The sequence below is a fragment of the Streptomyces sp. NPDC003035 genome (assembly GCF_042888285.1).
In the GTDB taxonomy this organism is placed as follows: Bacteria; Actinomycetota; Actinomycetes; order Streptomycetales; family Streptomycetaceae; genus Streptomyces.
Genome location: NZ_JBIAPJ010000016.1, coordinates 1 through 26,211, shown reverse-complemented (window position 1 = coordinate 26,211; position 26,211 = coordinate 1). Strand labels below are relative to the sequence as shown.

The window sequence follows — 26,211 nt, the reverse complement described above, 5'->3', positions numbered from 1 at the left end:
AGATCAAGAAGATCGTGACCGGCGCCCCCGAGATCGACCCGGAGACCGGCTGCTTCCCTCTCTCGCACGCGCCCGGACTCGGCGTCGAGCTGGACGTGGACGCCGCGGCCGAGTTCCCGCAGCAGCAGGCCCGGTTCGACCTCTGGGCCGAGGGCTGGGAGCGGAGGGCACCGAAGTGAGCCGCGCGATCGTCGTCGGGAAGCCGGGTGAACACCGTCTGCTGGTACGGGAGACACCCGAGCCCGGCCCCGGCGAGGTACGCGTCCGGGTGGCCGCCGCCGGTGTCTGCATGAGCGACCGCGAGCTGTACGACGGACACCGCGACCCCGCCTATGTCCGCTACCCCGTCACCCCCGGCCACGAATGGTCCGGCACCGTGGAGGCGGTGGGGCCGGGCGTCGACGCCTCTCTCCTGGGGCGCGGATGCGTCGCGGAGGGCTTCCGCGCCTGCGGGACCTGCGAGCGGTGCCGGTGCGGCGAGACCAGCCTGTGCACGGCCGGGTACGCCGAGACCGGCTTCACCGAGCCGGGCGCGTTCGCCGACCATGTGGTGGTCCCCGTCCGGCTGTTGCACCTGCTGCGCGAGGGCGCGGACCTGCGCGCCGCCGCGCTCCTGGAGCCCGCGGCCGTGGTCGCCGCCGCCGTGCGCGCCGGGCGCCCGCGTCCCGGCGAGCGGGTCGCCGTCGTCGGCGCCGGCACGCTGGGTCTGCTCGCTGTGCAGTGGCTCGCCGCGTCCTCGCCGGCCGAACTGACCGTCGTCGACCCGCGGGCGGCGCGGGGCGAGCAGGCGCTGCGGCACGGGGCGAGCCAGGCCCTGGACCCGGACGAGGCCGCGGCGGCGGCCGGCCGCTTCGATCTGGTGGTGGAAACGGCCGGGGCGCCGTCCACGGCCGCCTCCTCCTGCCTGCTGGCCCGCAGGGGCGGCCGGGTCGTCCTGACCGGGGTGTTCGCACCCGGGGCGATCGGCATCGATCCCGTCCATCTCTCGCTCAGCCAGCTGGAGATCCGCAGCGTCTTCGGGGCGCCGTCCGCCGCCTGGGCGGACGCGGTACGGGCCTTCGGGCTCGGGCTGCTCGACCCGGCGCCGCTGATCAGCCACGAGTTCCCGCTGGAACGGTTCGAGGAGGCCATCGCCCTGGTCGGCGGCGGCGATCCCCGGACCGGCAAGGTGCTGCTGCGCCCCTGACGGGGCGTGACGAAGAGCCGTACGGCGGTACGGGAGTCCCGAGCGACCCCGTACCGCCGTACACCCCACGATCCGGACAGCGTCCGGTATGCCGAACAGAGGAGTCCTGTGCCCACGTCCTCCGCACCTCGCCGTCCCGGCGCCGCCGCGCTCGCCGGGATCGGACATCCCGTGCCGCCGGCGGACCCGGCCGAGGCCTCGCCGCACACCTTCCCCGACGGCGGCACCTGGCGCACCGAGATCCCCTCCGTCGAGGGACCCGAGGCGCTGGCGGCCGTCCTGAAGGAGAGCTCCCGGCTCGACGTCCCCGTCCACCGGATCAGCCAGGGCAGCGGCGTCTGGATGCTCACGGACGACGAGATCGCCGAGATGGTGGACGCCTGCGCCGAACGGGACGTCGAGCTCTGTCTGTTCACCGGCCCCCGCGGCAGCTGGGACATCGGCGCCGCCACCCGTACCGACTCCGGCGGAGCCGGGCCGCGCGCCCGCGGCCACGACGCGCTCGCCGGCTGCGTGGAGGACGCCCTGCGCGCCACCGCCCTGGGGGTCCGCTGTCTCCTCGTCGCCGACGAGGGCGTGCTGTGGACCCTGCACCGGCTGCGGGTCGCGGGCCTGCTCCCGGCCGACACCACCTTCAAGGTGTCCGCGCTCATCGGCCCGGTCAACCCGGCCGCGTACGTCGTCCACGAGCACCTCGGGGCGGACTCCCTCAACATCCCCTCCGATCTCACCCTCGCCCACCTGACCGAGATCCGCCGGGCCAGCCGCGCCCCGATGGACCTCTACATCGAGGCGCCCGACGACCTCGGCGGCTTCGTCCGGATGTACGAGGCCGCCGAGCTGATCCGGCGCGGGGCCCCGCTCTACCTGAAGTTCGGCCTCAGCAAGTCCCCCGGCATCTATCCGTACGGGGCCCATCTGCGCGAGCACGCCCTGGCCACCGCACTCGAGCGCGTCCGGCGCGGGCGGCTCGTCCTCGATCTGCTGGCCCGGCACGGCGCCGACGGGGGCATGTCCCCGCTCGGCTCCCGGCTGCCGGGCGAGCTCCGGCGCTTCCCCACCCCCGAAGGGAACTGACCATGCGCACCCGCACCCTGCGCGCCGCGGCCGCGGCCGCGTTGCTCACCACCCTGCTGACCGCCTGTGGCCAGGAGGCCCGCGGCGGCAGCCGCTACCAGCCCGACGCCGGCAAGGGCGGCACCATCGGGCTCGCCATGCCGACCAAGGCCTCGGAGCGGTGGATAGCCGACGGCGAGAACATGGCGAAGCAGTTCCGGCAGGCGGGCTACGAGACCGACCTGCAGTACGGCGACGACAAGGTCGAGAACCAGATCGCCCAGATCGAGAACATGATCACCAAGGGGCGCCGGCTCCTGGTGATCGCCGCCATCGACGGGGCCGCGCTCACCGAGGTCCTCCAGCGCGCCCATGACGCGGGCATCCCGGTGATCTCGTACGACCGGCTCATCATGGGCACCGAGCACGTCGACTACTACGCCTCCTTCGACAACGAGCGGGTCGGCGAGCTGGAGGCCCGGTACATCGTCGAGCGGCTGAAGCTGGGCGCCCCCGCGAAGGGCACGGGCAAGCCGTACGACATCGAGTTGTTCGCGGGTTCGCCGGACGACAACAACACCCGGTACTTCTGGAACGGCGCGCTCAAGGTGCTCCAGCCGTACTTCGACAGCGGACAGCTCGTCGTCCGCAGCGGCCAGACGAAGATGAACCAGGCGACCACGCTGCGCTGGGACGGCGGCACCGCGCAGAAGCGGATGGACGACCTGATCAGCAAGAACTACGGCGAGGAGAGCGTCGACGCGGTCCTCTCCCCGTACGACGGCATCTCCATCGGCATCATCTCCGCCCTCAAGAGCGCCGGTTACGGCACCGCGAGCAGGCCCCTGCCCATCGTGACCGGCCAGGACGCCGAGCTGGCCTCGGTCAAGTCCATCATCCGCGGGGAGCAGACGCAGACCGTCTTCAAGGACACCCGCAAGCTGGCCGCGCGGGCGGTCGCCATGGGCGACGCCGTGCTGAACGGCAAGAAGCCCGAGGTCAACAACGTCAAGGACTACGACAACGGCAAGAAGACCGTACCGTCGTACCTCCTCGACCCGGTCAGCATCGACCGGTCGAACACCCAGCTTCTCGTCCGCGAGGGGTACTTCACCGCGGGACAGCTCTCATGAGCCGGCCGCCCGTGCTCGAGATGCGCGGCATCACCAAGACCTTCCCGGGCGTCACCGCGCTCAGCGACGTCGACCTGACCGTCCGCCCCGGCGAGATACACGCCCTGTGCGGGGAGAACGGCGCGGGCAAGTCGACGCTGATGAAGGTGCTCAGCGGCGTTCACCCGCACGGGAGTTACACGGGTGAGATCCGCTTCGAGGGTGAGCGGGTGTCCTTCAAGGACATCCGGGCGAGCGAGCGCCGGGGCATCGTGATCATCCATCAGGAGCTCGCCCTCGTCCCCCATCTGTCGATCGCCGAGAACATCTTCCTCGGCAACGAACAGGCCCGGCGCGGCATCGTCGACTGGAACGACACCCTGCGCAGCGCCAAGCGGCTCCTCGAACGGGTCGGGCTGCACGAGAACCCGCACACCCCCGTCGCGGACCTCGGCGTGGGCAAGCAGCAACTGGTGGAGATCGCCAAGGCGCTGTCCAAGGAGGTACGGCTGCTCATCCTCGACGAGCCGACGGCGGCGCTCAACGACGAGGACAGCGCGAAGCTCCTCGAACTGATCCTGGAGCTGCGCGCGGAGGGCATCGCCTCCGTCGTCATCTCGCACAAGCTGAACGAGATCCGGCGGATCGCCGACACGGTGACCGTCCTGCGCGACGGCCGCACCATCGAGACCCTGCCCGTCCGGCCGGCCCCGGACGCCGCGCCCGACCTGTCCGAGGACCGGATCATCCGCGGCATGGTCGGCCGTGACCTCGACCACCGCTTCCCCGAGCGGACGGCGTACGAGGGCGAGGACGCGGGCCGGGTGGCGCTGGCGGTGCGCGGCTGGACCGTACGCCATCCGGTCGACCAGCGGCGCACGGTCGTCGACGACGTGTCGCTGACGGTGCGGCGGGGCGAGATCGTCGGGATCGCGGGCCTCATGGGCGCGGGGCGCACCGAACTCGCGATGTCGGTCTTCGGCCGCTCCTACGGACGGTACGTCGCGGGGTCGGTGGAGATCGACGGCCGGGAGGCGGCGACCGGGAGCGTCCCCGCCGCGATCGAGGCCGGTCTCGCCTACGTGACGGAGGACCGCAAGCGCTACGGGCTCCATCTGGACGACACCGTGCACCGCAACGTCTCGCTGCCCTCCCTCGCCGGGATGCGGCGGCGCGGAGCCGTCGACGAGCATCTGGAGCGCAAGGTCGCCGAGCGGTACCGCACCACCCTGAACATCCGGACACCGACCGTGTTCGAGCAGGTCGGGCGGCTGTCGGGAGGCAACCAGCAGAAGGTCGTGCTGAGCAAGTGGATCCACGCCGACCCGCGCGTGCTGATCCTCGACGAGCCGACGCGCGGCATCGACGTCGGCGCCAAGTACGAGATCTACACCGTCATCGACCGGCTCGCGGCGCAGGGCAAGGCCGTGCTGTTCATCTCCTCCGAGCTGCCGGAGCTCCTCGGGATGTGCGACCGGATCTACACGATGGCCGAGGGCCGGCTGACCGGTGAGGTCGCCCGCGCCGAGGCCACCCAGGAAACCTTGATGCGTCACATGACCATGAGCAGGAGCTGAGGCCCGCCATGACCACCACGACCCCCTCCGCGAAGGACACGGTGACGCCGCGTCCGGCACCCTCGTCGGCCGGCGCCCTGCTCGTGCGGACCCTGCGGGCGAACATGCGCCAGTACGGGATGCTCGTCGCGCTCGTCTTCCTCGTCGTCCTTTTCCAGATCTGGACCGACGGCACGCTGCTGCTGCCGAACAACGTCTCCAACCTCATCCAGCAGAACAGCTACATCCTCATCCTTGCCATAGGCATGATGATCGTCATCATCGCCGGCCACATCGATCTCTCCGTGGGTTCGCTGGCCGCGTTCGTGGGCGCGCTGTCCGCGGTGATGATGGTCCGTCACGACATGCCCTGGGTGCTGGCCCTGGTCCTCTCCCTGCTGGTCGGGGCGGTCGCGGGCGCGTGGCAGGGCTACTTCATCGCCTATCTCGGCATCCCGTCGTTCATCGTGACCCTCGCGGGGATGCTCCTCTTCCGCGGGCTCACCCAGATCTTCCTCGAGGGCCGCTCGCTGGCGCCGTTCCCCGAGGGCTTCCAGAACATCGCCAAGGGCTTCATCCCGGAGATGGGGCCGTACACCCAGTATCACAACCCGACGCTCTTCATCGGGTTCGTCACGGTCGTCTTCCTGCTGCTGCGGGAGTGGCGCGACCGCCGGCGCCAGACGGCGTACGAGCTCGACGTGCTGCCGACCGGGCTGTGGGTGCTGAAGTGCGTGGCCATGACGGCGGCGATCGTGGCCTTCACCCTCACCCTGGCGAGCTTCCACGGCGTCCCCGTGGTGATGCTCGTCCTGTGCGCGCTCCTGATCGGCCTGGGGTACGTGATGCGCAACGCGGTCGTCGGACGCCATGTGTACGCGCTCGGCGGCAACAAGGCGGCGGCGAAGCTCTCGGGCGTCAAGGACAAGCGGGTCACGTTCCTGGTCTTCGTGAACATGGGGGTCCTGGCGGCTCTGGCCGGCTGCGTGTACGCGGCACGGCTGAACGCGGGCACGCCGCAGGCGGGCCTGAACTTCGAACTGGAGGCGATCGCGGCGGCCTTCATCGGCGGCGCCTCGATGAGCGGCGGCGTGGGCACGGTGACGGGCGCCGTGATCGGCGGGCTGGTGCTCGGCGTCCTGAACAACGGCATGTCGCTGGTGGGCATCGGCACGGACTACCAGCAGGTCATCAAGGGGCTGGTGCTGCTCGCGGCGGTCGGCTTCGACGTGTGGAACAAGCGGCGCGCGGGCCGCTAGGGGCCGGCGGTCGCTGGGCGCGGCATCGGTCACGGGTTCGTCGGCGGCCGGCGGAGGAGAGGCGCTGCTGCAACCCCGCGCCGCACCGCGGTGTGCCCTTGGATCACGAGCCGGAAGGACTACCCGTTTCGGAGGGGACGTTTGTTCGGGCGCGATTGGCGCAGACGCTGAAGAGACACAGCCTTTGCACGACGAAGCGGAGAAACACCATGGGCATCATCGCGTGGATCCTCATCGGCCTGCTCGCCGGCGCCATCGCCAAGGCCCTGATGCCGGGCAGGGACCCCGGTGGCATCATCGTCACCATGCTGATCGGCATCGTCGGCGGCCTGCTCGGCGGCTGGCTCGGCAAGGTGATCTTCGGCGTCGACTCCATCGACGGATTCTTCGACCTCTCCACCTGGATCGCCGCGATCGTCGGCTCCGTCATCCTGCTCGCCCTCTATCGCCTCTTCACCGGCAACCGGCACTCGCACCGCCACGCGTGACCCGCTGGAGGCACCCGCCTCCGGTACACCCGGACGGCTCCCTCCCCTGCTTCACGGGGCGGGAGCCGTCGGCGTGTACGGAGCGGTTCTTGTCGGCCGGCGCCGGCCACCCGGCAGCAGGGTCATGACGATGTCGGGTGGCGTGCTCCGAGCGGACGGCTGTCAGTCCGTGGAGAGAGCTTCGAGCAGATCGCCGACCTTCGGGTCCGGGAGCGCGCGGGCGACATCGGCCTGGGCGACGATGCCGACCAAGCGGTGCCCGTCGATCACCGGCAGACGACGCACCTTGTGCGACATCATGGTCCGCAGGATCTCCTCGGCGTCATCGTCGGCTCCGATCGTGACAGCCTCGCCCTGGGCCAGGTCGCCGGCCTTGACCTCGGCCGGGTCCTTACCGACCCCGATGACCTTCACGACGATGTCGCGGTCGGTGAGCATCCCCTTGAGCTTGTCGTCCGTGCCGCAGATCGGCAGCGCGCCCACCCCCAGCCGGGTCATCTTCTTCGCCGCGTCGAGCACCGTCTCCTCGGCGCCGATGCACTCCGCGCCTTCTGTCATGATCTCGCGAGCGGTCGTCATATGGGCAGCCTCCCTGTTTTCTTCACCTACGCAATGTTCCGCACCCATATGGGCGGGATGAGACACGCCTGCCCGCACATGTGCTTCGAGTAACGCCCCATGTCGGCTCTCCACCCGGCGGACGGCCCACTGACCGGATCGCGACCCCACCGCCCGGACGCGAACGCGGCCCCCGTACACTCGCTAGCCGATTCCGCCACGGGGAGAACCACCGCATGAACCAGCACGAACTTATGGGCCAGGCGATAAGCGACGCTCCGATCTACTCGGCTCTCCTCCGGGAACGCGGTGACGTGCCCACGGAGGTCAGGCAGGTGGCTGCACAGTGTCTGGCGGAAGCGGACCGTGCTGTCGACTTCAGCTCGTTGCGCGCCGCCTGAGCGGCCTGGGCGACGGTTCAGCCCGAGAGCCGGTCACCCGTGCGGCGACCCTCTCTGGCGGGTGGATCTGGGACCTAGTGATCATGGGAGGCGACCGGCCGTCCGATCATCGTGCGATGCCCCGGCTGCGCGGAGGCCGCTCGTGTCGTTCCGGTGCCCGAAGCCTCCGATTCCAGCGGTCGGACGTTGTTCGTGCCGCGACGCCTGGTCTGCCGTGGCTGCGGACTGTCACGCTGTGGAGCGGTCGTGGACAGTGACCTGCGGCGGGCGGTCGTGGTGACGCTTGGCGAACTCGCGCGAAGCGATGACTGGCGTGACCGGGCGGATGCCGGTCACAGCCTGGCAGGGTTCGCCGAGATGCAGGAGGCCGTAGAGCCGCTGCTGGGGCTTGTGCTCGACCCGGGTGACACCTTCGTCACCCGGCGGACCGCGGAGGGCTTGCTTCGGCGAAAGGACAGGGCCGGACTGGCGATAGTCGCGTCCGCACTGGCAGTCGCCGACGACAACCACGCCGATTGGATCCACACCGCGATCGTCGATGTCTTCAGTATCGTCTCGGACGACCTGGACGAGGCGCTACGGCTCTGTGAGGAGATGTCGGGCGACACCGATGATCGTGTTGCCCGGGGGGCCCGTCGGCTGCACGAGAGCCTGGAAGAGATCGATCCCGTTCTTCGCCCCTCCTAGCGGGGGTTTGTCGGCTAGGAGTCGCCTCGCTTCGTGGTCAGGTAGCAGGTCACCCGGCCGTTGTCGTCGGCCGCCGAGGTGTCGCCCGGCGTCCACCAGGACCAGATCTCCGCCGTCTTCGGCACCCATGAGGGCCTGGCCACGTCGTGTGCGAAGGAGCAGGCAGTGTCGGCTCGTTCCTGGGTCGCGGTCGCCGTGGCGCCGGATCGCAGCGGGATCTGCGTGAAGACGCGGGCGTCGTGCGGTCCGGAGCAGGGCACGCCGACGACCACGTGAGCAGCGCGCTGCCCGGTGTCGAAGTCGACGCAGCCACCGTCCTTCACGTCGCGCATGGGCAGCACGGCCTCGGCCGCCTTGCGGACGCTTCCCGCCGGGGCCGGGGCCGGCTTCGACGCGCCGTGCCCGGTGAGGGTGAGCTCCATCGTCAGCGACGTGACGTCGGCGAGGCCGCTGTCCTTCCTGAGGAGGCGGGACAGATCTACCCGACCGTGGGTGATTCTGCCCCGCTCGTCCACGGAGAGGGTCAGTGCCAGCGCACGCTGCGGGGCCACGGTGCCCGTTTCCACGTGCAGTTCCTTGCGAAGGTCCGCCGGGAACAGGTTCCACGCCACCGAGAACGGCAGCTCCGCCCGATACGTGCGGCCTCCTGCGGGCCCGCCTTGCTGCGCCGTCGCCTCCGCGCCGCCGATCCCTTCCAGGAGTGTGCCGCCGACCGGGCTGTCGGTGCCTCGCGGGTGGTCGAGAGGGTTGTTGCTGTCGCCCATGGCGAGGGTGTCGGCGCTGCTGTACGCGAGCCAGTAGCCCGAAGAGGCGGCGCGGTAGTGGATCTGCTGCCGGTCGACGAGATAGCTGCCCGCGGCCGGGCGGACTTCGCCGCGGATCGCGGCGAAGCCTCGGCGCGGCGGCGATCACCACGGCGGCGCGGGCCAGACGTCTGATCATGACCACGTGACATCACTGCCGCGCGGAAGGTTGCCCCCGCGCACGTCACGAAACGATCACCCCAGCGAGTTCGCCCGGACATGTCCTAGCCGGTGGCGGCCCGACGATCTCCGTGAGAAGCCAGCAGACGCGTCATGGACTCGGCGGCGCGCACCGCGGCGTCGGCGCAGCAGTTGTTGAACAGGACATGGAGCTGCTCGACCTCGGCCGCCAGGGAGGTGAGACGGGGCAGCCACTCCTCCAGCTCGCCCCCCGCGTAGGTGTGGCGGAAGCGGTCCTCCTTGCTGCCGGTGCCCCAGGTCGTACTGCGGCCGTGGAAGCGGACGACGGCGAGCTCCCGGGAGGCGACCGGGGTGACCGGGGGTATGGAGGTGGGCAGGTCTTGGGCCGTGTCGACGGCCACGGCGGCGACGTCCAGGTCCTTCAACAGCGCGGTGGTACGCGCCCGGTGGTCGTCCCTCCACCAGTCCGGGTGCCGGAACTCCACGGCCATGGGCCACTGCGCCGCGCGCTTCCTGGCACCGTGGAGCAGGATCTCCGCCCGTGTGCCCGGGGTGAACCACGGAGGGAACTGGAACAGCACGGTGCCCAGCCGGCCGGCCTGCCGCAGCGGCCGCAGAGCGCCGCTGAAACGGTCCCACACCTCGTCCAGGAGCCCGGGATCGCCGCTGTCGCGCCCCACGCCCCGCAGATCGGGGGGCAGGGCGGCCGTTCGGGTCGGATGGCCGGTGAGCAGCGAGAACGCCTTGACGTCGAAGCGGAAGCCGGGCGGGGTGCGTTCGGCCCAGAGCAGGCTGTTGCGCATGCTGGGGACGGCGTAGTAGGTGGCGTCGACCTCCACGACGGGGAACTGTTCCGCGTAGTGCCGCAGCCGTCCCTCCGCGTCGCGCCGCGATGGCGGATACCACCCGCTGCTCACAAGTGCCTTGTCCGTCCAGGAACATGTACCGATCAGGATCTCGCCCATGCTGCCCGCCTACCCGCTCGGAGCGGACCACATCACCGACTCGCACACGGAGGAGGCCGCGGCCAGGGCCGCCGAGGCGACCGCTGCCGCGCACCTCGCCCCTGGCGGTTCGTCAACCGGCTTTCCCGCGGACACGGACCCCCTCCACGGCGACCGACCGCGCCCGCCGGTCTGCCTCGGCACGAGCCGTTCGACGCGGGCCGGCAGGCGTTCGCCGGCTTCGGCGGGAACGGGCTGGACAGCCCGTTCACGGGGGCCTACGTGCCGCGGGACGGGCGCCGCCGCGGCTCCGGGGGCGAGTACCGTAAGGTGACAGCCCACCCAGTGACCCGCAGGAGGAACCGGAGTGCCACGGCCCGCCGACGCCCCGAAGGCGCCGACCATGGCGGACGTCGCTCACGAGGCCGGCGTGTCGCACCAGACCGTGTCGCGGGTGCTGAGCGATCACCCGAACGTACGGGAGGCGACGCGCGTCCGCGTCAACGAGGCGATCGCGCGCCTGGGCTACCGGCGTAATTCCGCCGCCCGCGCGCTGGTCACCCGCCGCACGCACACGCTCGGCGTCATCGCCCTCAACACCGCGCTCCACGGCCCCGCGAGCATCCTTGCCGGGGTGCAGGAGGCCTCGCGGGACCGGGGGTACGTGGTGGCGACGGTCACCCTGCGCACGGCCACGCCGACCGCGCTCACCCAGGCCATGGACCATCTCACCGCCTGGGGTGTGGAAGGTGTCATCGCGCTCACGTCCCAGCAGGAGACGGTGCGGGCCCTGGCCGCTCTGCGGACCCCGTTCCCGGTGGTGACGGTGGAGGGAGGGCGCCGGCTCGACCTGCCGGACGTCTCGCTCGACCAGGCCCTCGGGGCCCGTATGGTCACCGAGCATCTGCTCGCCGCGGGGCACCGCACGGTCTGGCACGTCGCCGGACCGCGCGACTGGGCGGAGAGCGAGGGGCGGACCGCCGGCTGGGAGAGCGCGCTGCGGGCGGCCGGGGCGCCAGTACCGCAGGTACTGCGGGGCGACTGGAGCCCGCTGTCCGGCTACCGTGCCGGCCAGCGGCTCGCGGGGCACGCGGCCGCCGGCGGGCAGAACGGGGCGGACCGTCCGACGGCGGTGTTCGTGGCGAACGACCAGATGGCGCTGGGAGTGCTGCGCGCCCTGCGCGAGGCGGGCATCCGCACCCCCGAGGACGTGGCGGTCGCGGGGTTCGACGACATCCCGGAGGCCGAGTTCTTCCCGCCGCCGCTGACCACCGTGCGCCAGGACTTCGGCGCGATCGGGCGCGGCGGTGTGGCTCTCCTGCTGGACCACATCGAGGGCCGGGCAACGGGCACGGAGTTCGTCACCGTCCAGCCGGAGCTCATCGCGCGCGCCAGCACCGCCCGACGGCGGGACCCGGCCTCCTCCTGACATACGTCCAGCCGGCGTGACCACGACCGCGACAGCGACTCACGCGGCACGGGGACGAGCGGTGCTGGCACGGATCATGAGCTGGGGCGCGACGGTCACATGCGCGTCCCGTCCGGCCACGCCGTCGAGGCGCTCGATCAGGAGCTGGATGCTGGCGCGGCCGATCGTCCCGAAGTCCTGCCGGACGGTGGTCAGCGGGGGCGGGAAGAACTCGGCCTCCGGGATGTCGTCGAACCCGGCGACCGCCACGTCCGCCGGAGTCCGTACGCCGTTCTCGCCGAACGCGCGCAGCACCCCCAGCGCCATCTGGTCGTTCGCCGCGAACACGGCGGTGAGCTCCGGGTCCGGGCCACTGGACGGGCCCATTCTCCCGGCCAGCCGCTGACCGATACGGAATCCGGAGAGTGGGCTCCAGTCCCCGACGAGGACGGGCGGAACCGGGGCTCCCACCGCCTCCAGCGCCTCGCGCCAGCCGGCCGTGCGCTCCTCCGCCTCGAGCCAGTCCGCCGGACCGGCCACGTGCCACACCGTCGTGTGCCCGGCGGAGAGGAGATGCTCGGTGATCAGCCGCGCCCCCAGGCGCTGGTCGAGCGACACGCCGGGGTGGGGCAGGCCACGCCCGCCCTGCACCGTCACGACGGGGAACGGAGAGGACGACTCGGCCAGCGCCTCTGCGGCCTGCCGCTGGGAGCCGATCACCACGACGCCTTCGACGCCCCATTCGCCGAGGTGGCCCATGGCCCGCGCGAACTCCCCCTGGCCCATGGTGCGCAGGCCGACGGCGGAGACCAGATATCCCTGCTCGCGCGCCGCCTCCTCCAGCGCGCAGAGGGTGCTCGCCGGTCCGTGGAAGGCGGTGCCGACGGCGATGACCCCGAGCGTGCGGGTGCGGCGGGTGACGAGGGCGCGGGCCGCGGAGTTGCGCCGGTAGCCCAGGGCTTCGACGGCCCGCTGGACCTTCGTGCGCGTGGCGTCGCGTACGTGGGGCTGGCCGCTCAGGACACGGGAGACGGTCTGGTGCGACACACCCGCTACGCGGGCGACGTCCGCCATCGTCGGGGGCCGGTCCACGGCGGACGGGCGCACGGGCATCTCCCTGGGGTGGTCGGTCCGGCGCGCGGGGTCCGCGCGTCCGGCGAGGCGGCGGGCGACGACGGTCGGCGCCAAGGTGATGTTAGCGCCCACATTTACGCCCCTCGCAGTGTGGTGACGAATCCATAACGGGGCGCAGATCCCTTGTGCGCACGCTTTGTTAGCGCTCACAATACTGCCGCGGCGGTCGCCTTCATCGACCGGACCGCCCCGTCGAACCGCTCATCAGGTCGGCCCCCCGCCGCCCTCCCCGCACCACCCGCACGGCTACCGGCCGCCGGCCGCCGCTGTCCCGGTGTGTGTCGAAGCACGAGAGGAACCGCACATGACCAAGCGCGTTGTCTCCACCCTCGCGGCAGGACTGCTTGCCGCCTCCTTCCTGACCGCCTGTTCCACCGACTCCACGGGCGGCGGCGACGGCCGCCTGGTCATGGGCTTCGCCCAGGTGGGCGCGGAGAGCGGCTGGCGGACCGCCAACACCAAGTCCGTCCAGGACGCGGCGAAGAGCGCGGGCGTCACCCTGAAGTTCTCCGACGCGCAGCAGAAGCAGGAGAACCAGATCAAGGCGATCCGCTCCTTCATCCAGCAGCGGGTCGACGTCATCGCCTTCTCGCCGGTGGTCGAGTCCGGCTGGGACACCGTGCTCAAGGAGGCGAAGAACGCGAAGATCCCGGTCGTCCTGACCGACCGCGCCATCGACTCGAAGGACACCTCGCTCTACCGCACCTTCCTCGGCTCCGACTTCGTCGAGGAGGGGAAGAAGGCCGGCGAGTGGCTGGTCGGCGAGTACAAGGGCAGGAACGAGCCGGTGAACATCGTCGAACTGCAGGGCACCACCGGTTCCGCCCCCGCCAACGACCGCCGCTCGGGCTTCGCGGACGTCATCAAGGGCGACCCGAAGTTCAAGGTCGTGGCCTCGCAGACCGGCGACTTCACCCGCGCCAAGGGCAAGGAGGTCATGCAGGCGTTCCTCAAGTCGCAGCCCGACATCGACGTCCTGTACGCGCACAACGACGACATGGCGCTCGGTGCGATCCAGGCCATCGAGGAGGCCGGGAAGAAGCCCGGTACCGACATCAAGGTCATCTCGGTCGACGGCATCAAGGACGCCTTCCAGGCCATGGCCGACGGCAAGATCAATGTCCTGGTCGAGTGCAACCCGCTCCTCGGCGACCAGTTGATGGAGCTCGCCAAGAAGGTCGCCAAGGGCGAGACGGTCCCGACCCGGGTGAAGGTCACCGAAGGCGTCTTCACCCAGGACCAGGCCGCGGCCGCCCTCCCCAGCCGCTCGTACTGATCCCCGCCCCACGACGGCAAGACCGGCACACGACACGAGAGGACGGGCGGATGTCAGGCCCTCCCACCACTCACAGGTCCCGGACCGCGCAGGCCGACACCGGCCGGTCCGCTGTCCTCGAACTACGCGGCGTCCGCAAGGAGTTCCCCGGGGTCGTCGCTCTCGACGGCGTCGACCTGCGCCTCTTCCCCGGGGAGGTGCACGCGCTGATGGGCGAGAACGGCGCGGGCAAGTCGACCCTCATCAAGGTGCTGACGGGCGTCCACCCCTCGGACGGTGGCACCTTCACGCTCGACGACGAGGAACTCCGTATCACCGGCCCGCTCCAGGCTCAGCAGGCGGGCATCAGCACCGTGTACCAGGAGGTCAACCTCTGCCCCAATCTGTCGGTGGCGGAGAACATCCTGATCGGCCGTGAGCCGCGCCGCTTCGGCCTGATCGACTGGCCGGAGCTGCGCCGGCGCGCCCGCGCACTCGTCCGCGATCTCGGCCTCGATCTGGACATCGACGTCACCGCCCCGCTGAACAGCCACTCCCTGGCCGTCCAGCAACTGGTGGCGATCGTACGGGCGGTCGACATCTCGGCGAAGGTCCTCGTCCTGGACGAGCCGACCTCGAGCCTCGACCGCGACGAGGTCCGGCAACTGTTCGCGGTGATGCGCCGGCTGCGGGACAAGGGGGTCGCGATTCTCTTCGTCACCCACTTCCTCGACCAGGTCTACGACATCTGCGACCGCGTCACCATCCTGCGCAATGGAGGCCTGGAGGGCGAGTACGCCATCGGTGACCTCAGCCGCGTGGAGCTCGTCCAGCGCATGATCGGCGGCGAGCTGGTGGAACTCGACGCGCTCTCCGACGCCGTGCGGACGGGCGCCGGCGAGGGCGCGGCGACCGGGGACCGCGCTGCCGCGGACGCCGACGGGACCGTCGCCGGGGACGGCGGCAGCGGGAAGGCCGCTGGACAGGAAGCCTTCCTGCGGGCCGAGGGCCTCGCCCGCCGCGGCTCCATCGCCCCCTTCGACCTGGACGTCCACGCCGGCGAGGTCGTCGGTCTGGCGGGGCTGCTGGGCTCCGGCCGCACGGAAGTGGCCCGCCTGTTCTTCGGGGCCGACCAGAGCGACGAGGGCACCCTCTCCGTCGAAGGCCGCCCCACCGTCCTGCGTACCCCGCGCGCCGCCATCGCCCGCAAGATCGCCTTCTGCTCGGAGGACCGCAAGGGCGAAGGGCTCGTCGGCGAGCTGACCGTCCGGGAGAACCTGGTCCTCGCCCTCCAGGCCGCACGCGGCTGGGCCCGGCCGCTCTCCCGGAGCAGGCAGGACGAGCTCACCCGGCACTGGATCTCCGCCCTGGACATCCGCCCCGCCAACCCCGAGACACAGGTGCGCAACCTCAGCGGCGGCAACCAGCAGAAGGTGCTGCTGGCCCGCTGGCTGCTGACCGACCCCAAGCTGCTGATCCTCGACGAGCCGACCCGGGGGATCGACATCGGCGCCAAGGCGGAGATCCAGCGGCTCGTGCGACGGCTGTCCGGTGACGGCATGGCCGTGCTGTTCATCTCCGCGGAGCTCGAAGAGGTCCTGCGGCTCAGCCATCGTGTGGGCGTCCTGCGCGACCACTCCCTGGTGACCACGCTGACCAACGACGGCACCCTCACGCCGGAACGCGTCATGGCCACCATCGCCACCGGAGCACAGACATGACCAAGCACCGCCTGTTCTGGCCGGCGGCCGTACTGCTCGCCCTTCTGCTGGCCAACGTCGCCTTCAACCACGCCTTCCTGAGCATCCGCGTCGAAGAGGGCCACCTCTACGGCAGCCTGATCGACATCCTCCAGTTCGGCGCGCCACTCGTGCTGGTCGCGCTGGGCATGTCGCTGGTCATCGCCACCCGTGGCATCGATCTGTCGATCGGTTCCACCGTGGCCATCTCGGGTGCGCTGGCCTGCGAACACATCGCCACCTCCGCCCGGCCGGGCGCGCTGTCGACGGTGCTCGAAGCCGTCGCGATCTCCCTCGCCGTCGCTCTGGCCCTCGGCTTGATCAACGGCTTCCTGGTCGCCACCCTGGACGTCCAGCCGATCGTCGCGACCCTCATCCTGATGGTGGCGGGCCGCGGTGTGGCACAGCTCGTCACCGACGGCCAGATCATCACGGTGTCCAGTGCCCCGTACAAGATGATCGGCGGCGGACACTGGCTGATGGTGCCCTTCGCCGTCGTCCTCGCGGCGGTCCTGGTCGTCCTCACCGGGTTGCTCACCCGTCGTACGGCCCTGGGTCTGCTCATCGAGTCCGTCGGGGGCAATCCCACCGCCAGTCGGCTCGCCGGCATCCGGGCCACCGGGCTGCTCGTCCTCGTGTACGTGTTCAGCGCGGTGTGCGCCGCCGTCGCCGGTCTCATGATCAGTTCCAACGTCTCCAGCGCCGACGGGAACAACGCCGGCCTGTGGATCGAACTCGACGCCATCCTCGCCGTCGTGATCGGTGGCGGCGCGCTGACCGGAGGGCGTTTCTCCCTCGGCGGCACCGTGCTCGGCGCGCTGACCATCCAGACGCTCTCCACCACCGTGTACTCGATGGGCATTCCCCCGGAAACGACGCTGATCTTCAAGGCGCTGGTCGTCATCGCCGTATGCCTCGTCCAGTCGTCGGCGTTCCGCGCCAGGGTCGGCCTGCGGCGCCGCCCGCCGTCCCGCCCGTCACCGCACTCCGGACAGGGACGGAACGTCCCCCGGAACGTCTCGAAGCACGAGGTCGGCGCATGAGCACCCTCAACGACACCTTCCGCCGCAACGGGGCGTTCGTCCCGCTGCTCGTGACCGCCGCGCTGCTGGTGATCATGTTCTCGGCGGGCTCGGTCCAGTACGAAGGGTTCTTCTCCGGACAGGTCCTGCTGAACCTGCTCATCGACAACGCGTTCCTGCTCGTCGTGGCCGTCGGCATGACCTTCGTCATCCTCACCGGCGGCATCGATCTCTCCGTCGGCGCGATGCTCGCCCTCTCCACCATGGTCGCGGCCTGGCTCGTCCAGCAGCACGGCTGGCCGCCGCTGCTGGTCATACCGCTGGTCCTGGCGATCGGTACCCTCTCCGGCACGCTGATGGGCTGGGTGATCCACACCTTCGACATCCAGCCGTTCATCGTCACCCTCGCCGGGATGTTCCTCGCGCGCGGGCTCTGCTACACCATCAGCACGGAGTCGATCTCGATCGACGATCCGGCCTTCGTCGCCATCGCCCAGACCCGACTGCCGCTGCCCGGGGGCCTGTTCGTCTCCCCCAGCGTCATCATCGCCCTGCTGGTGCTGCTCGCCGCCTTCGTCGTCCTGCACCGCACCCGGCTCGGCCGGAACGTGTACGCCCTGGGCGGCAACGAGCAGTCCGCCCTCCTCATGGGCCTGCCGGTCGCCCGAACGAAGATCGCCGTGTACGCCATCAGCGGCTTCTGCTCCGCCCTCGGCGGCGTACTGCTCACCTTCTACATGCTCTCCGGCTACGGACTGCACGGCGTCGGCCTCGAACTCGACGCCATCGCCGCGACCGTCATCGGGGGCACGCTGCTCACCGGCGGCTCGGGCTTCGTCCTGGGCACCGCCCTCGGCGTGATGGTCCTGGGGCTCATCCAGACGATCATCAGCTTCCAGGGGACGCTCAGCTCCTGGTGGACCCGGATCGTCATCGGCGGGCTGCTCCTCGTCTTCATTCTCCTCCAGCGACTGATCACCGGCCGTCGCCGGACATGAGCCCGTGCCCACCGGCCGGCTCCGTACCACCAGCTCCGTAACGAAGAACGAAGGATGTGAAAGCAACCGTGACTCCTCCCACCCGGGAGCCGGATCAGTACGTCGTCGGTGTCGACTTCGGCACCCTCTCCGGCCGGGCCGTGGTGGTCCGCGTGCGCGACGGCGAGGAGGTCGGCACCGCCGTCCACACGTACCCCCACGGCGTGATGGACCGTGCCCTGCCCACCACCGGTACCCGGTTGCCGCCCGACTGGGCCCTGCAACACCCCGAGGACTGGCGCGAGGTGCTGCGCCACGCGGTCCCCGCCGCCGTCGCCGCCGCCGGCGTCGACCCGGCCGCCGTCATCGGCCTCGCCACCGACTTCACCGCCTGCACCGTCCTGCCCGTCCGCGGCGACGGCACCCCGCTCGCCGAGAGCGGGCTCGGGGACCGCCCGCACGCCTGGCCCAAGTTGTGGAAGCATCATGCCGCCCAGGACCAGGCGGACCGGATCAACCGCCTCGCCCACGCGCGCGCCGAGAAGTGGATCTCCCGTTACGGCGGGAAGATCTCCGCCGAGTGGCAGTACGCCAAGGCGTTGCAGGTACTGGAGGAGGACCCGGCGACCTACGCCGTCACCGACCGCTGGATCGAGGCCGCCGACTGGATCGTCTGGCAGCTCACCGGTGTCGAGACCCGCAATGCCTGCACCGCCGGGTACAAGGGCATCCACCAGGACGGCCACTACCCGAGCGAGGAGTATCTCGGCGCGCTGCACCCGGACTTCGCCGACTTCGCCCGCACCCGCCTGGAGCACCCGCTCTCGCCGCTGGGCTCGCGGGCCGGATCGCTGACCGCCGAGGCCGCCGCCTGGACCGGTCTGCCGGAGGGCATCGCCGTCGCGGCCGGCAACGTCGACGCCCATGTGGCCGCCGCCGCCGCGCAGGCCGTGGAGAACGGCCGGCTTCTCGCCGTCATGGGCACCTCCACCTGCCACGTCGTCAACGGCGCCACGCTCGCCGACGTGCCGGGCATCTGCGGGGTGGTCGACGGCGGCATCGTCGAGGGGGCGTACGGCTACGAGGCGGGGCAGAGCGCGGTCGGCGACATCTTCGCCTGGTGGCTGCGGCAGGGCGTTCCCGCCGAGTACGCGGCCGAGGCCGAGGCCAACGGCGAGGACCTCCACGAGCTGCTCACCCGCCGGATCGCCGACCAGCCGGTCGGCGGCCACGGTCTGGTCGCCCTCGACTGGATGAACGGCAACCGCTCCCCCCTGGTCGACCACCACCTCTCCGGCGTCGTCGTCGGCCTCACGCTGGCGACCCGCCCCGAGGAGGTCTACCGCGCCCTCCTTGAGGCCACTGCCTTCGGCACCCGCACGATCGTCGAGGCCCTGGAGCAGGGCGGCGTGCCCGTGGAGGAGTTCATCGTCACCGGCGGGCTGAAGAAGAACGCCCTGCTGATGCGGATCTACGCCGACGTGCTGCGCCGCCCCGTCTCGCTCGCCGTCTCCGCCCAGGGCCCGGCGCTCGGCTCCGCCATCCACGCCGCGGTCGCCGCCGGCGCGTACCCGGACGTGCGCACCGCCGCCTCCGCCATGGGCCGGGTCGACCGCGCGGTGTACCGGCCGGACCCGGCGCGGGCCGACGCGTACGACGCGCTGTACGCCGAGTACCGGCTGCTGCACGACCACTTCGGCACCGGACCCGACGGGCAGATGCACCGCCTGCGCGCGCTGCGCAACCGCGCCCTGAGCGCCGTGCCCGACCCGGCCGCCGCGACACCCCAGCTCGCCCCGACCACCCCCGACAGCGAGGTCTGACTCATGCCGTCACCCATCGATCTGCTGCGCCGTCAGGTCAGCGACCTGCACCAGGACCTGGTCCGCTACCAGCTCGTCGTCTGGACGGCGGGCAACGTCTCGGCCCGCGTCCCGGGCGAGGACCTCATGGTGATCAAGCCCAGCGGTGTCGCCTACGACGAACTGTCCCCGGAGAACATGATCCTGTGCGACCTCGACGGACAGGTGGTGGAGGGGGAGCACGCGCCCTCGTCCGACACCGCCGCGCACGCCTATGTCTACCGCCACATGCCCGAGGTCGGCGGCGTGGTGCACACGCACTCCACCTATGCCAGCGCCTGGGCGGCGCGCGGCGAGGCGGTGCCGTGCGTCCTGACCGCGATGGCGGACGAGTTCGGCGCCGAGATCCCCGTGGGGCCGTTCGCGCTGATCGGTGACGACTCGATCGGCCGCGGGATCGTGGAGACGCTGCGGGGCCACCGGTCGCCCGCCGTCCTGATGAAGAGCCATGGCGTCTTCACCCTCGGCAAGGACGCCAAGGCGGCCGTCAAGGCGGCCGTGATGTGCGAGGACGTGGCGCGTACCGTCCACATCTCCCGTCAGCTCGGCGAGCCGCTGCCGATCGCGCAGGACGACATCGACCGTCTCAATTACCGCTACCAGAACGTGTACGGCCAGCCGCGCGCTGCCCTGTGAGGAGCTTTCCCATGACGTCACTCGAGGCACGCGAGATCTGGTTCCTGACGGGCAGCCAGAACCTGTACGGCGAGGACACCCTGCGGCAGGTGGCCGAGCAGTCGCGGCGGATAGCCGACGCGCTCGGCGGTGACAGCGGCATTCCGGTCCGTGTCGTGTGGAAGCCGGTCCTCACCGAGGCCGACGCGATCCGGCGTGTCTGCCTGGACGCGAACGCCGACGACGCCTGCGTCGGTCTCATCGCCTGGATGCACACCTTCTCCCCGGCCAAGATGTGGATCGCCGGACTCGACGCGCTGCGCAAGCCGCTGCTCCACCTCCACACCCAGGCGAACGTCGCGCTCCCCTGGTCGTCCATCGACATGGACTTCATGAACCTCAACCAGGCCGCCCACGGCGACCGGGAGTTCGGGTACATCCAGTCCCGCCTGGGTGTCGCCCGCAAGACGGTCGCCGGGCACGTCAGCGACCCGTCCGTGGCCGCCAGGATCGGCTCCTGGGCCAGGGCGGCCGCCGGCGCGGCCGAGCTGCGCGGCCTCAAGCTGGCCCGCTTCGGCGACAACATGCGCGATGTCGCGGTGACCGAGGGCGACAAGGTGGAGGCGCAGCTCCGCTTCGGCGTGTCCGTCAACACCTACGGGGTCAACGACCTGGTCGCGACGGTCGACGCGGTCGCCGACGCCGACATCACCGAACTGGTGAAGGAGTACGAGGAGATCTACCGGGTCGCCCCGGAACTGCGGGCCGGCGGGGACCGCCACGAGTCCCTGCGCTACGCGGCCCGCATCGAGCTGGGGATGCGCGGCTTCCTCGACGCCGGGGGTTTCCGCGCCTTCACGACCAACTTCGAGGACCTCGGTGGGCTGCGGCAGCTTCCGGGTCTCGCGGTGCAGCGCCTGATGGCCGACGGCTACGGCTTCGGCGGCGAGGGCGACTGGAAGACCTCGGTCCTGCTGCGCACCCTCAAGGTGATGTCCACCGGTCTGCCCGGGGGCACCTCCTTCATGGAGGACTACACCTACCACCTGGAACCCGGTCGCGAACTGATACTCGGCGCCCACATGCTGGAGGTCTGTCCGACCATCTCCGCGGGCGTGCCGTCCTGCGAGATCCACCCACTCGGCATCGGCGGGCGCGAGGACCCGGTCCGGCTCGTCTTCGACGCGCACACCGGCCCCGCGGTGGTGGTGGGACTCGCCGACATGGGGGACCGCTTCCGGCTGGTCGCCAACGAGATCGACGTGGTGGAGCCCGTCGAGCCGCTGCCGAACCTGCCGGTGGCGCGGGCGGTCTGGCGGCCTCGTCCCGACCTGCGGACCTCCACCGAGGCGTGGCTGACGGCCGGGGCCCCGCACCACACCGTGCTGTCGAGCGCCGTCGGCACGGAGGAACTGGCGGACCTCGCGGACATCCTCTCCACCGAGCTGCTGACCATCGGCGCGGACACCGTGATCCGGCGGTTCACCCAGGAGATCCGCTGGAACCAGGCGTACTACCGCATGGCACAGGGCCGATGAACTGAGAAGAGCAGCCGGACGGACAGCGGACGGGCCGCGCCTCGCATGAGGCGCGGCCCGTTTCCGTTTCCTGGGGCGCTACCCGGCGAAGTGGTGCGCGATCAGGTCGTTGCGGAACACCCCCGAGGGGTCGCACCTGGCCATCAGCCGTTCGAAGCGGCTGTAGCACGGGTAGAGCCCGCGCAGAACGGCCGGCTCGACCGTGAACAGCTTCCCCCAGTGGGGCCGGGCGGCGAACGGTGCCAGCGCGTCCTCGATGGTGCGCAGGGCAGGCAGCACCGCGGCCGGATCGGGCAGCCAGGTGAAGTGGAAGGCCACCGAGGCGCGTTCGCAGGCCGGGCTGAGCCAGAGGTCGTCCGCCGCCACGCTCCGTATCTCGCCGACCTGGAGATGGGGGGCGAACCGGTCACGAACGGCGTGCAGGGCATCGAAGGCCGCGACGGCGTCCTCGCGCGCGACGAAGTACTCCGACTGCAGTTCGTCACCGCTGCTGGGCGTGTGGTCGAGCCGGAAGTGCGGCAACCGGTCCGGCGAGGGTCCGGCCAGGCCCATCTGGGCGGTGCAGGACTCCACCGGCATTCCGGGCACGGGGTGGCGCGGCCCGTCGGCGCGTACGGCTCCGAGCCACCGCGCGGGCCCGGGTACCGGCCCCTCGGCGTCGCCGACACGCCGCTTGAGCCACACCTGGTCGATGTGGTCGCCCCGCCAGTCGGTGAAGAGGCTGACGCTGTACGCGGCGGCCATCACCTCGTCGAAGCGCTCCCGCAGGGTCGCGTGCGCCAGGCCCTCGTAGACCCACTGCTGGATGTCGAAGGCCGGCACGAGGTCGAGGGTCAGCCGGGTGACGATGCCGAGGGCGCCCAGGGAGACCACGGAGCCGGCGAAGTCCTCGTCCCCGCGCCGCCGGGTCACCAGGTCGCCCGTGGCGGAGACGTACTGGAAGGAGCGCACGGCCGTCGCGAGGCTGCCGTTGCCGTCGCCCGAGCCGTGCGTTCCGGTGGCGCAGGCGCCCGCGACGGAGATGTGGGGCAGGGAGCCGAGGTTGTGCAGGGCGTGGCCGGCCCTGTGCAGGGCTCCGGTGAACTCTCCGAAGCGCAGCCCGGCGCTCACCGTGACGGTCGCGCTGTCGTGGTCGATGTCGAGCACGCGAGGCAGGCGCGCGGTGGACACCAGGTCACCGCGGGTGTCGGCGATCGCGTTGAAGGAGTGGCCGGTGCCCAGGGCGCGCACGGCCTTGCCTCCGGCGACGAGCTCCTGGAGCTCCTCGACCGAGGCGGGGGCGTGGAAGCGTTCCGCGCCGAAGGTGATGTTGCCGGCCCAGTTGGTCACGGTGTCGTTCGTCGTCATCGTCTGTCCCTTGGTTCCTTCGGTGGTCTCGGGCACGGCGCCGCGGCCGACAGGGGAACCCGTCGGCCGCGGCGGTCGGTGCCATCTGTGTGCGTTCCGGTCAGTGGGCCCTGACGCGAAGGAACGTGACCGAGTGGGCGGGGAAGGTGTACGTGAAGTCCGGGCCGACGTCCCTCAGTACCGTCGTCCGGGGTCGCACGGGCCGTTCGGTGGCGGTGTTCTCGGCGGCCGGGTCGCCTTCGAGGGTGGTCACCTTGGCCTGGGGCGCGGTCTTCGTGCCCTCGGGGAGGGTGATCCGGGTCCGGGCGGGGGTCTGCTGGGCGTTGACGACCTTGATGATCAGCTCACCGGTCTTCTCGTCGCGCGTGACGACCTGGCGGAACGGTTCGGCGACCTTGTCGTCGGTGAACCGGCCCCATTCGCGACCGTCGAGGAAGAGGGTGACCTGGCGTCCGCGGACCTGGACGTGGAGGTCGTAGGTGCGGCCCGTCTCGATCCGGGTGGTGTCCTGGAGCAGGGTCTGCTTGCCGCCGTCGGTGGCCTTCTCCACGGCGGAGACGGTGTTGTTCCAGCCGCCGAGGTTCCACCAGTGGAAGTTGCCGGTGTCGCGGACGCCGAAGGCGACGAGGAAGCCCTCCGCACCGGCCTTCTTGGTGGCCTTGACCCTGAGGTCGTAGTTCTGCCAGCCGGGGTCGCCCGCGGTGACCATGGTGTCGGTGGCGGCCGTGTCGCTCTGGACGAACGCGCCGTTCTCCACGGTCCAGGTGCCCCGCCCGGTGGCGTGGGTCCAGGCGTCGCGGCCGGCGGAGAAGTCGTCGCTCAGCAGGACCTTCCCGTCGGCGGCGGTCACCCGCACATCGTCGTACGCGGCGCTGGTGGCCCACGTGGACAGGCCCACTGCCCCGGTGATCGGGCCCGAGACGACGGGGGTTCCGGAGGCGCGGCTGGGCACCACGTGGTCCCCGGTGTTGTTCATGAAGAGCTTCTGCGTCTCGTAGTTGACGCTGCCCCAGGACTGCGTGCCGTCGAACCAGATCATGTCCGGCCGCCACTGCGGGTTGTCGGTGCGGGCGAGCAGCGGCGCGTAGGAGGCGAGCTTGACGACGTCCGCGTTGCGTTCGAGGCCGGTCATGAAGGCGGCCTCGGCGAGGGCGTGGGAGAACCGGTTGCCCTGGGCGGCGTACTCACCGAGGAAGACCTTGGGGCCGCCGCGGTCGTAGGAGTCGTAGCGGTCGTTGTTCTCCAGGAACCACTGCGGGCTGTTGTAGTAGTGCTCGTCGACCATGGCCACGTTCCCGGACCGGTTCAGCTCCCAGGCGCGGTCGAAGACCGGGCCGGCGTCGTCGGGTCCGGAGTTGCTGATGACCGTGATCTCGGGGTGCCGCTTCTCGATGGCCTCGCGGAACTGGGTGAAGCGCTCGAAGAACGCGTCGGGCAGGTTCTCCTCGTTGCCGACCTCGATGTGGGTGAGGCCGAAGGGCTTGGGGTGGCCCATCGCGGCCCGCTTGGCGCCCCAGGGGGAGGTGGCGGGGCCGTTGGCGAACTCGATGAGGTCGAGGGTGTCCTGGATGTGGCGGCGCAGCAGCGCCGGGTCGTCGGTGACCTTGTTCTGCCCGCATCCGGTGACCAGGGCCGGCACGACGGGCAGCGGCATCGCGCCGATGTCCTCGGAGAACTGGAAGTACTCGTAGTAGCCGAGGCCGTAGGTCTGGTGGTAGCCCCAGAAGTTGGCGTTGGCGGCGCGCTGTTCGACGGGGCCGATCGTGTCCTTCCACTGGTACGAACGCGCGCGCTCGTAGTGGGGCGCCTCGTACGCCTGGTGGCTGCCGGTGTTGACCAGGCACCCGCCGGGGAAGCGCAGGAAGCCGGGGTCGAGGGCCTCGATCTTCTGCGCCAGGTCCTTGCGCAGGCCGTTCGGCCGGCCCTTGTAGGTGTCTCGGGGGAAGAGGGAGACCATGTCGAGGCGCAGGGTGCCCGAGCCGCCGGCGGTGACGGCGAGACGGGCGGCGGCGGTCGTCGCGCGGGCGGTGAGGGTTCCGGTGTACTTGGTCCACCGGTCGCCGCGCACGGTACGGGTCAGCGGTTCGGCGAGCGCGGTGCCCTCGGCGTCCTGGAGGGCGATGGTGAGCGGGGTGCCGGCCGCCCGGTCCGTACGGGCCCAGACGGAGAAGTCGTAGCGCTGCCCGGCCCGCAGGGCGATCCCGGCGGCGAAGCCGCTGTTGACGACGCCGAAGCGGCCGTTCTCACCGCCGGCTCCGTTGAGGTCCAGGCGCAGGTGGCGGCGGTTGCGTTCGTGCAGGCGCCGGTCGTCGTCGGCCACCTGGGCGGAGCCGCCGGCGCCGCCCGAGGCGGTTCGCGTCCAGGCCGTCAGCGGGTGGTAGGCGGGATTGTCGACGCGGTCGAACTCGAACGATCGGTTCTGGACGAGTTCGGCGTACAGGCCGCCGTCGGCCGCGTTGTTGATGTCCTCGTAGAAGACCCCGTACATCGTCGGGTCGATCGCGGGTCCCTTGGCGGACGTGTCGATGTCGAGGGTGTAGTCCGCGGGCTCGGGCGGCGGCGCGCTCTGCGCGCCGGCCGGCAGCACGGTGGTCAGGACGCCGGCGGCGAGCAGGCCGGCGAGGAGGGTGATCCTCTTTCTCGCTCGTGACATGGGTGTTCCCGGTTCCCTTCGGCTCGGTGGATGCGTGGCTGGGGCGTGCGGGGAGGTGTACGTGCGGGGCGGTGCTGGTCTCAGGGCTCGCGGTGCCGTCACCCTGCGCTGTGTTCGACATGCCGAACACCGTTCTCCATCTCGGCCGTCGCAGGCTAGGTCGCATCATTCGCCGGGTCAAGGGCCCGGCGTATACCCCGAACCCCCTGAACCTGCGGGCCCGTTGACACCGCCCCACCCCCTCCGTACTGTCACGGCAGCATTTCGAACGGATGACGAAATACCGAACAACAGGGAGTCGTTGTCGTGCGCATCACCCGGATCAGCACCCATGTGGTCGGGACCCCGTGGCGGAACCTGACCTACGTCCAGGTCCATACCGACGAGGGCCTCACGGGCGTCGGCGAGACCCGGATGCTGGGTCATACCGATGCCCTGCTCGGCTATCTGCGCGAGGCAGAGGCCAACCA

The 26,211-nt window shown here is 70.9% G+C and carries 21 protein-coding genes and 2 pseudogenes; 17 read left to right on the top strand and 6 right to left on the bottom strand.

The window, feature by feature from the left end; translation table 11 throughout:
* The 7 genes and pseudogenes from ACFYV5_RS34660 to ACFYV5_RS34630 form a co-directional block, all read left to right on the top strand.
* Positions 1 to 179 (top strand): annotated as a pseudogene (locus tag ACFYV5_RS34660) (mandelate racemase/muconate lactonizing enzyme family protein); the annotation flags it as partial.
* Positions 176 to 1,186: an alcohol dehydrogenase catalytic domain-containing protein gene (locus ACFYV5_RS34655; protein WP_355114005.1), complete on the top strand. Its 1,011-nt coding sequence runs from the start codon at positions 176 to 178 to the stop codon at positions 1,184 to 1,186. The pseudogene ACFYV5_RS34660 and the gene ACFYV5_RS34655, both read left to right, overlap by 4 nt.
* Positions 1,187 to 1,294: 108 nt before the next feature.
* Positions 1,295 to 2,263 carry a hypothetical protein gene (locus ACFYV5_RS34650; RefSeq protein WP_389175509.1) on the top strand — a complete coding sequence of 323 codons (969 nt, stop codon included), beginning with the start codon at positions 1,295 to 1,297 and terminating at the stop codon, positions 2,261 to 2,263.
* A gap of 2 nt (positions 2,264 to 2,265) precedes the next feature.
* The gene (gene chvE / locus ACFYV5_RS34645) at positions 2,266 to 3,375 is read left to right on the top strand and encodes a multiple monosaccharide ABC transporter substrate-binding protein (protein WP_389175507.1); all 1,110 of its coding nucleotides are present in this window, start codon (positions 2,266 to 2,268) and stop codon (positions 3,373 to 3,375) included.
* Positions 3,372 to 4,931, top strand: coding sequence for a multiple monosaccharide ABC transporter ATP-binding protein (mmsA, locus tag ACFYV5_RS34640; RefSeq protein ID WP_355113999.1), 1,560 nt, complete (start codon positions 3,372 to 3,374; stop codon positions 4,929 to 4,931). The genes chvE and mmsA overlap by 4 nt, the downstream gene beginning before the upstream one ends.
* Positions 4,932 to 4,939: 8 nt before the next feature.
* Positions 4,940 to 6,169: a multiple monosaccharide ABC transporter permease gene (gene mmsB, locus ACFYV5_RS34635; protein ID WP_389175503.1), complete on the top strand. Its 1,230-nt coding sequence runs from the start codon at positions 4,940 to 4,942 to the stop codon at positions 6,167 to 6,169.
* Between the two features lie 209 nt (positions 6,170 to 6,378).
* On the top strand, positions 6,379 to 6,657 hold the full coding sequence (locus ACFYV5_RS34630) for a GlsB/YeaQ/YmgE family stress response membrane protein (protein ID WP_355113995.1): 279 nt from the start codon (positions 6,379 to 6,381) through the stop codon (positions 6,655 to 6,657).
* Positions 6,658 to 6,819: 162 nt separating this feature from the next.
* Here the strand turns inward: ACFYV5_RS34630 and ACFYV5_RS34625 are convergent, their stop codons facing one another.
* A complete protein-coding gene (locus tag ACFYV5_RS34625) occupies positions 6,820 to 7,236 on the bottom strand; it encodes a CBS domain-containing protein (protein WP_355113993.1) in 417 nt (138 codons plus the stop codon).
* Between the two features lie 626 nt (positions 7,237 to 7,862).
* On the opposite strand from ACFYV5_RS34625, the gene ACFYV5_RS34620 reads away from it, so the two are divergent.
* Entirely contained in the window at positions 7,863 to 8,303 is a 441-nt protein-coding gene (locus ACFYV5_RS34620) for a hypothetical protein (protein WP_389175498.1), read from the top strand.
* A 14-nt stretch (positions 8,304 to 8,317) separates the two neighbouring features.
* Here ACFYV5_RS34620 and ACFYV5_RS34615 read toward each other — a convergent pair whose 3' ends face one another.
* Entirely contained in the window at positions 8,318 to 9,067 is a 750-nt protein-coding gene (locus ACFYV5_RS34615; RefSeq protein WP_389175496.1) for a hypothetical protein, read from the bottom strand.
* A gap of 263 nt (positions 9,068 to 9,330) precedes the next feature.
* Positions 9,331 to 10,212 (bottom strand): DUF72 domain-containing protein, encoded by an 882-nt coding sequence (locus tag ACFYV5_RS34610; protein WP_389175494.1) that lies wholly within the window; start codon positions 10,210 to 10,212, stop codon positions 9,331 to 9,333.
* Between the two features lie 346 nt (positions 10,213 to 10,558).
* On the opposite strand from ACFYV5_RS34610, the gene ACFYV5_RS34605 reads away from it, so the two are divergent.
* Positions 10,559 to 11,620 (top strand): LacI family DNA-binding transcriptional regulator, encoded by a 1,062-nt coding sequence (locus ACFYV5_RS34605; protein ID WP_389175491.1) that lies wholly within the window; start codon positions 10,559 to 10,561, stop codon positions 11,618 to 11,620.
* A 39-nt stretch (positions 11,621 to 11,659) separates the two neighbouring features.
* On the opposite strand, the gene ACFYV5_RS34600 is transcribed toward ACFYV5_RS34605, so the two are convergent.
* Complete coding sequence (locus tag ACFYV5_RS34600; protein ID WP_389175512.1) at positions 11,660 to 12,712, bottom strand: LacI family DNA-binding transcriptional regulator; 1,053 nt, start codon at positions 12,710 to 12,712, stop codon at positions 11,660 to 11,662.
* A 325-nt stretch (positions 12,713 to 13,037) separates the two neighbouring features.
* On the opposite strand from ACFYV5_RS34600, the gene ACFYV5_RS34595 reads away from it, so the two are divergent.
* From ACFYV5_RS34595 to araA, 7 genes are all read left to right on the top strand, one after another.
* Positions 13,038 to 14,009: an ABC transporter substrate-binding protein gene (locus tag ACFYV5_RS34595; RefSeq protein ID WP_389175488.1), complete on the top strand. Its 972-nt coding sequence runs from the start codon at positions 13,038 to 13,040 to the stop codon at positions 14,007 to 14,009.
* A 50-nt stretch (positions 14,010 to 14,059) separates the two neighbouring features.
* On the top strand, positions 14,060 to 15,709 hold the full coding sequence (locus ACFYV5_RS34590) for a sugar ABC transporter ATP-binding protein (RefSeq protein WP_389175485.1): 1,650 nt from the start codon (positions 14,060 to 14,062) through the stop codon (positions 15,707 to 15,709).
* Positions 15,706 to 16,770 (top strand): ABC transporter permease, encoded by a 1,065-nt coding sequence (locus ACFYV5_RS34585; RefSeq protein ID WP_389175478.1) that lies wholly within the window; start codon positions 15,706 to 15,708, stop codon positions 16,768 to 16,770. Before ACFYV5_RS34590 ends, ACFYV5_RS34585 begins: the two co-directional genes overlap by 4 nt.
* Entirely contained in the window at positions 16,767 to 17,747 is a 981-nt protein-coding gene (yjfF, locus tag ACFYV5_RS34580; protein WP_389175475.1) for a galactofuranose ABC transporter, permease protein YjfF, read from the top strand. Before ACFYV5_RS34585 ends, yjfF begins: the two co-directional genes overlap by 4 nt.
* Before the next feature lie 68 nt (positions 17,748 to 17,815).
* Complete coding sequence (locus ACFYV5_RS34575) at positions 17,816 to 19,549, top strand: ribulokinase (protein ID WP_389175472.1); 1,734 nt, start codon at positions 17,816 to 17,818, stop codon at positions 19,547 to 19,549.
* A 3-nt stretch (positions 19,550 to 19,552) separates the two neighbouring features.
* Positions 19,553 to 20,224, top strand: a complete 672-nt coding sequence (locus tag ACFYV5_RS34570; protein WP_355113973.1) for an L-ribulose-5-phosphate 4-epimerase — start codon at positions 19,553 to 19,555, stop codon at positions 20,222 to 20,224.
* 11 nt (positions 20,225 to 20,235) lie between these two features.
* Positions 20,236 to 21,741: an L-arabinose isomerase gene (gene araA, locus ACFYV5_RS34565; RefSeq protein ID WP_389175469.1), complete on the top strand. Its 1,506-nt coding sequence runs from the start codon at positions 20,236 to 20,238 to the stop codon at positions 21,739 to 21,741.
* Positions 21,742 to 21,819: 78 nt separating this feature from the next.
* Here araA and ACFYV5_RS34560 read toward each other — a convergent pair whose 3' ends face one another.
* Complete coding sequence (locus ACFYV5_RS34560) at positions 21,820 to 23,088, bottom strand: FAD-binding protein (protein WP_389175466.1); 1,269 nt, start codon at positions 23,086 to 23,088, stop codon at positions 21,820 to 21,822.
* 100 nt (positions 23,089 to 23,188) lie between these two features.
* Complete coding sequence (locus ACFYV5_RS34555; RefSeq protein ID WP_389175462.1) at positions 23,189 to 25,741, bottom strand: alpha-L-arabinofuranosidase C-terminal domain-containing protein; 2,553 nt, start codon at positions 25,739 to 25,741, stop codon at positions 23,189 to 23,191.
* Positions 25,742 to 26,047: 306 nt separating this feature from the next.
* On the opposite strand from ACFYV5_RS34555, the pseudogene ACFYV5_RS34550 reads away from it, so the two are divergent.
* Positions 26,048 to 26,211, top strand: a pseudogene (locus tag ACFYV5_RS34550) (mandelate racemase/muconate lactonizing enzyme family protein); the annotation flags it as partial.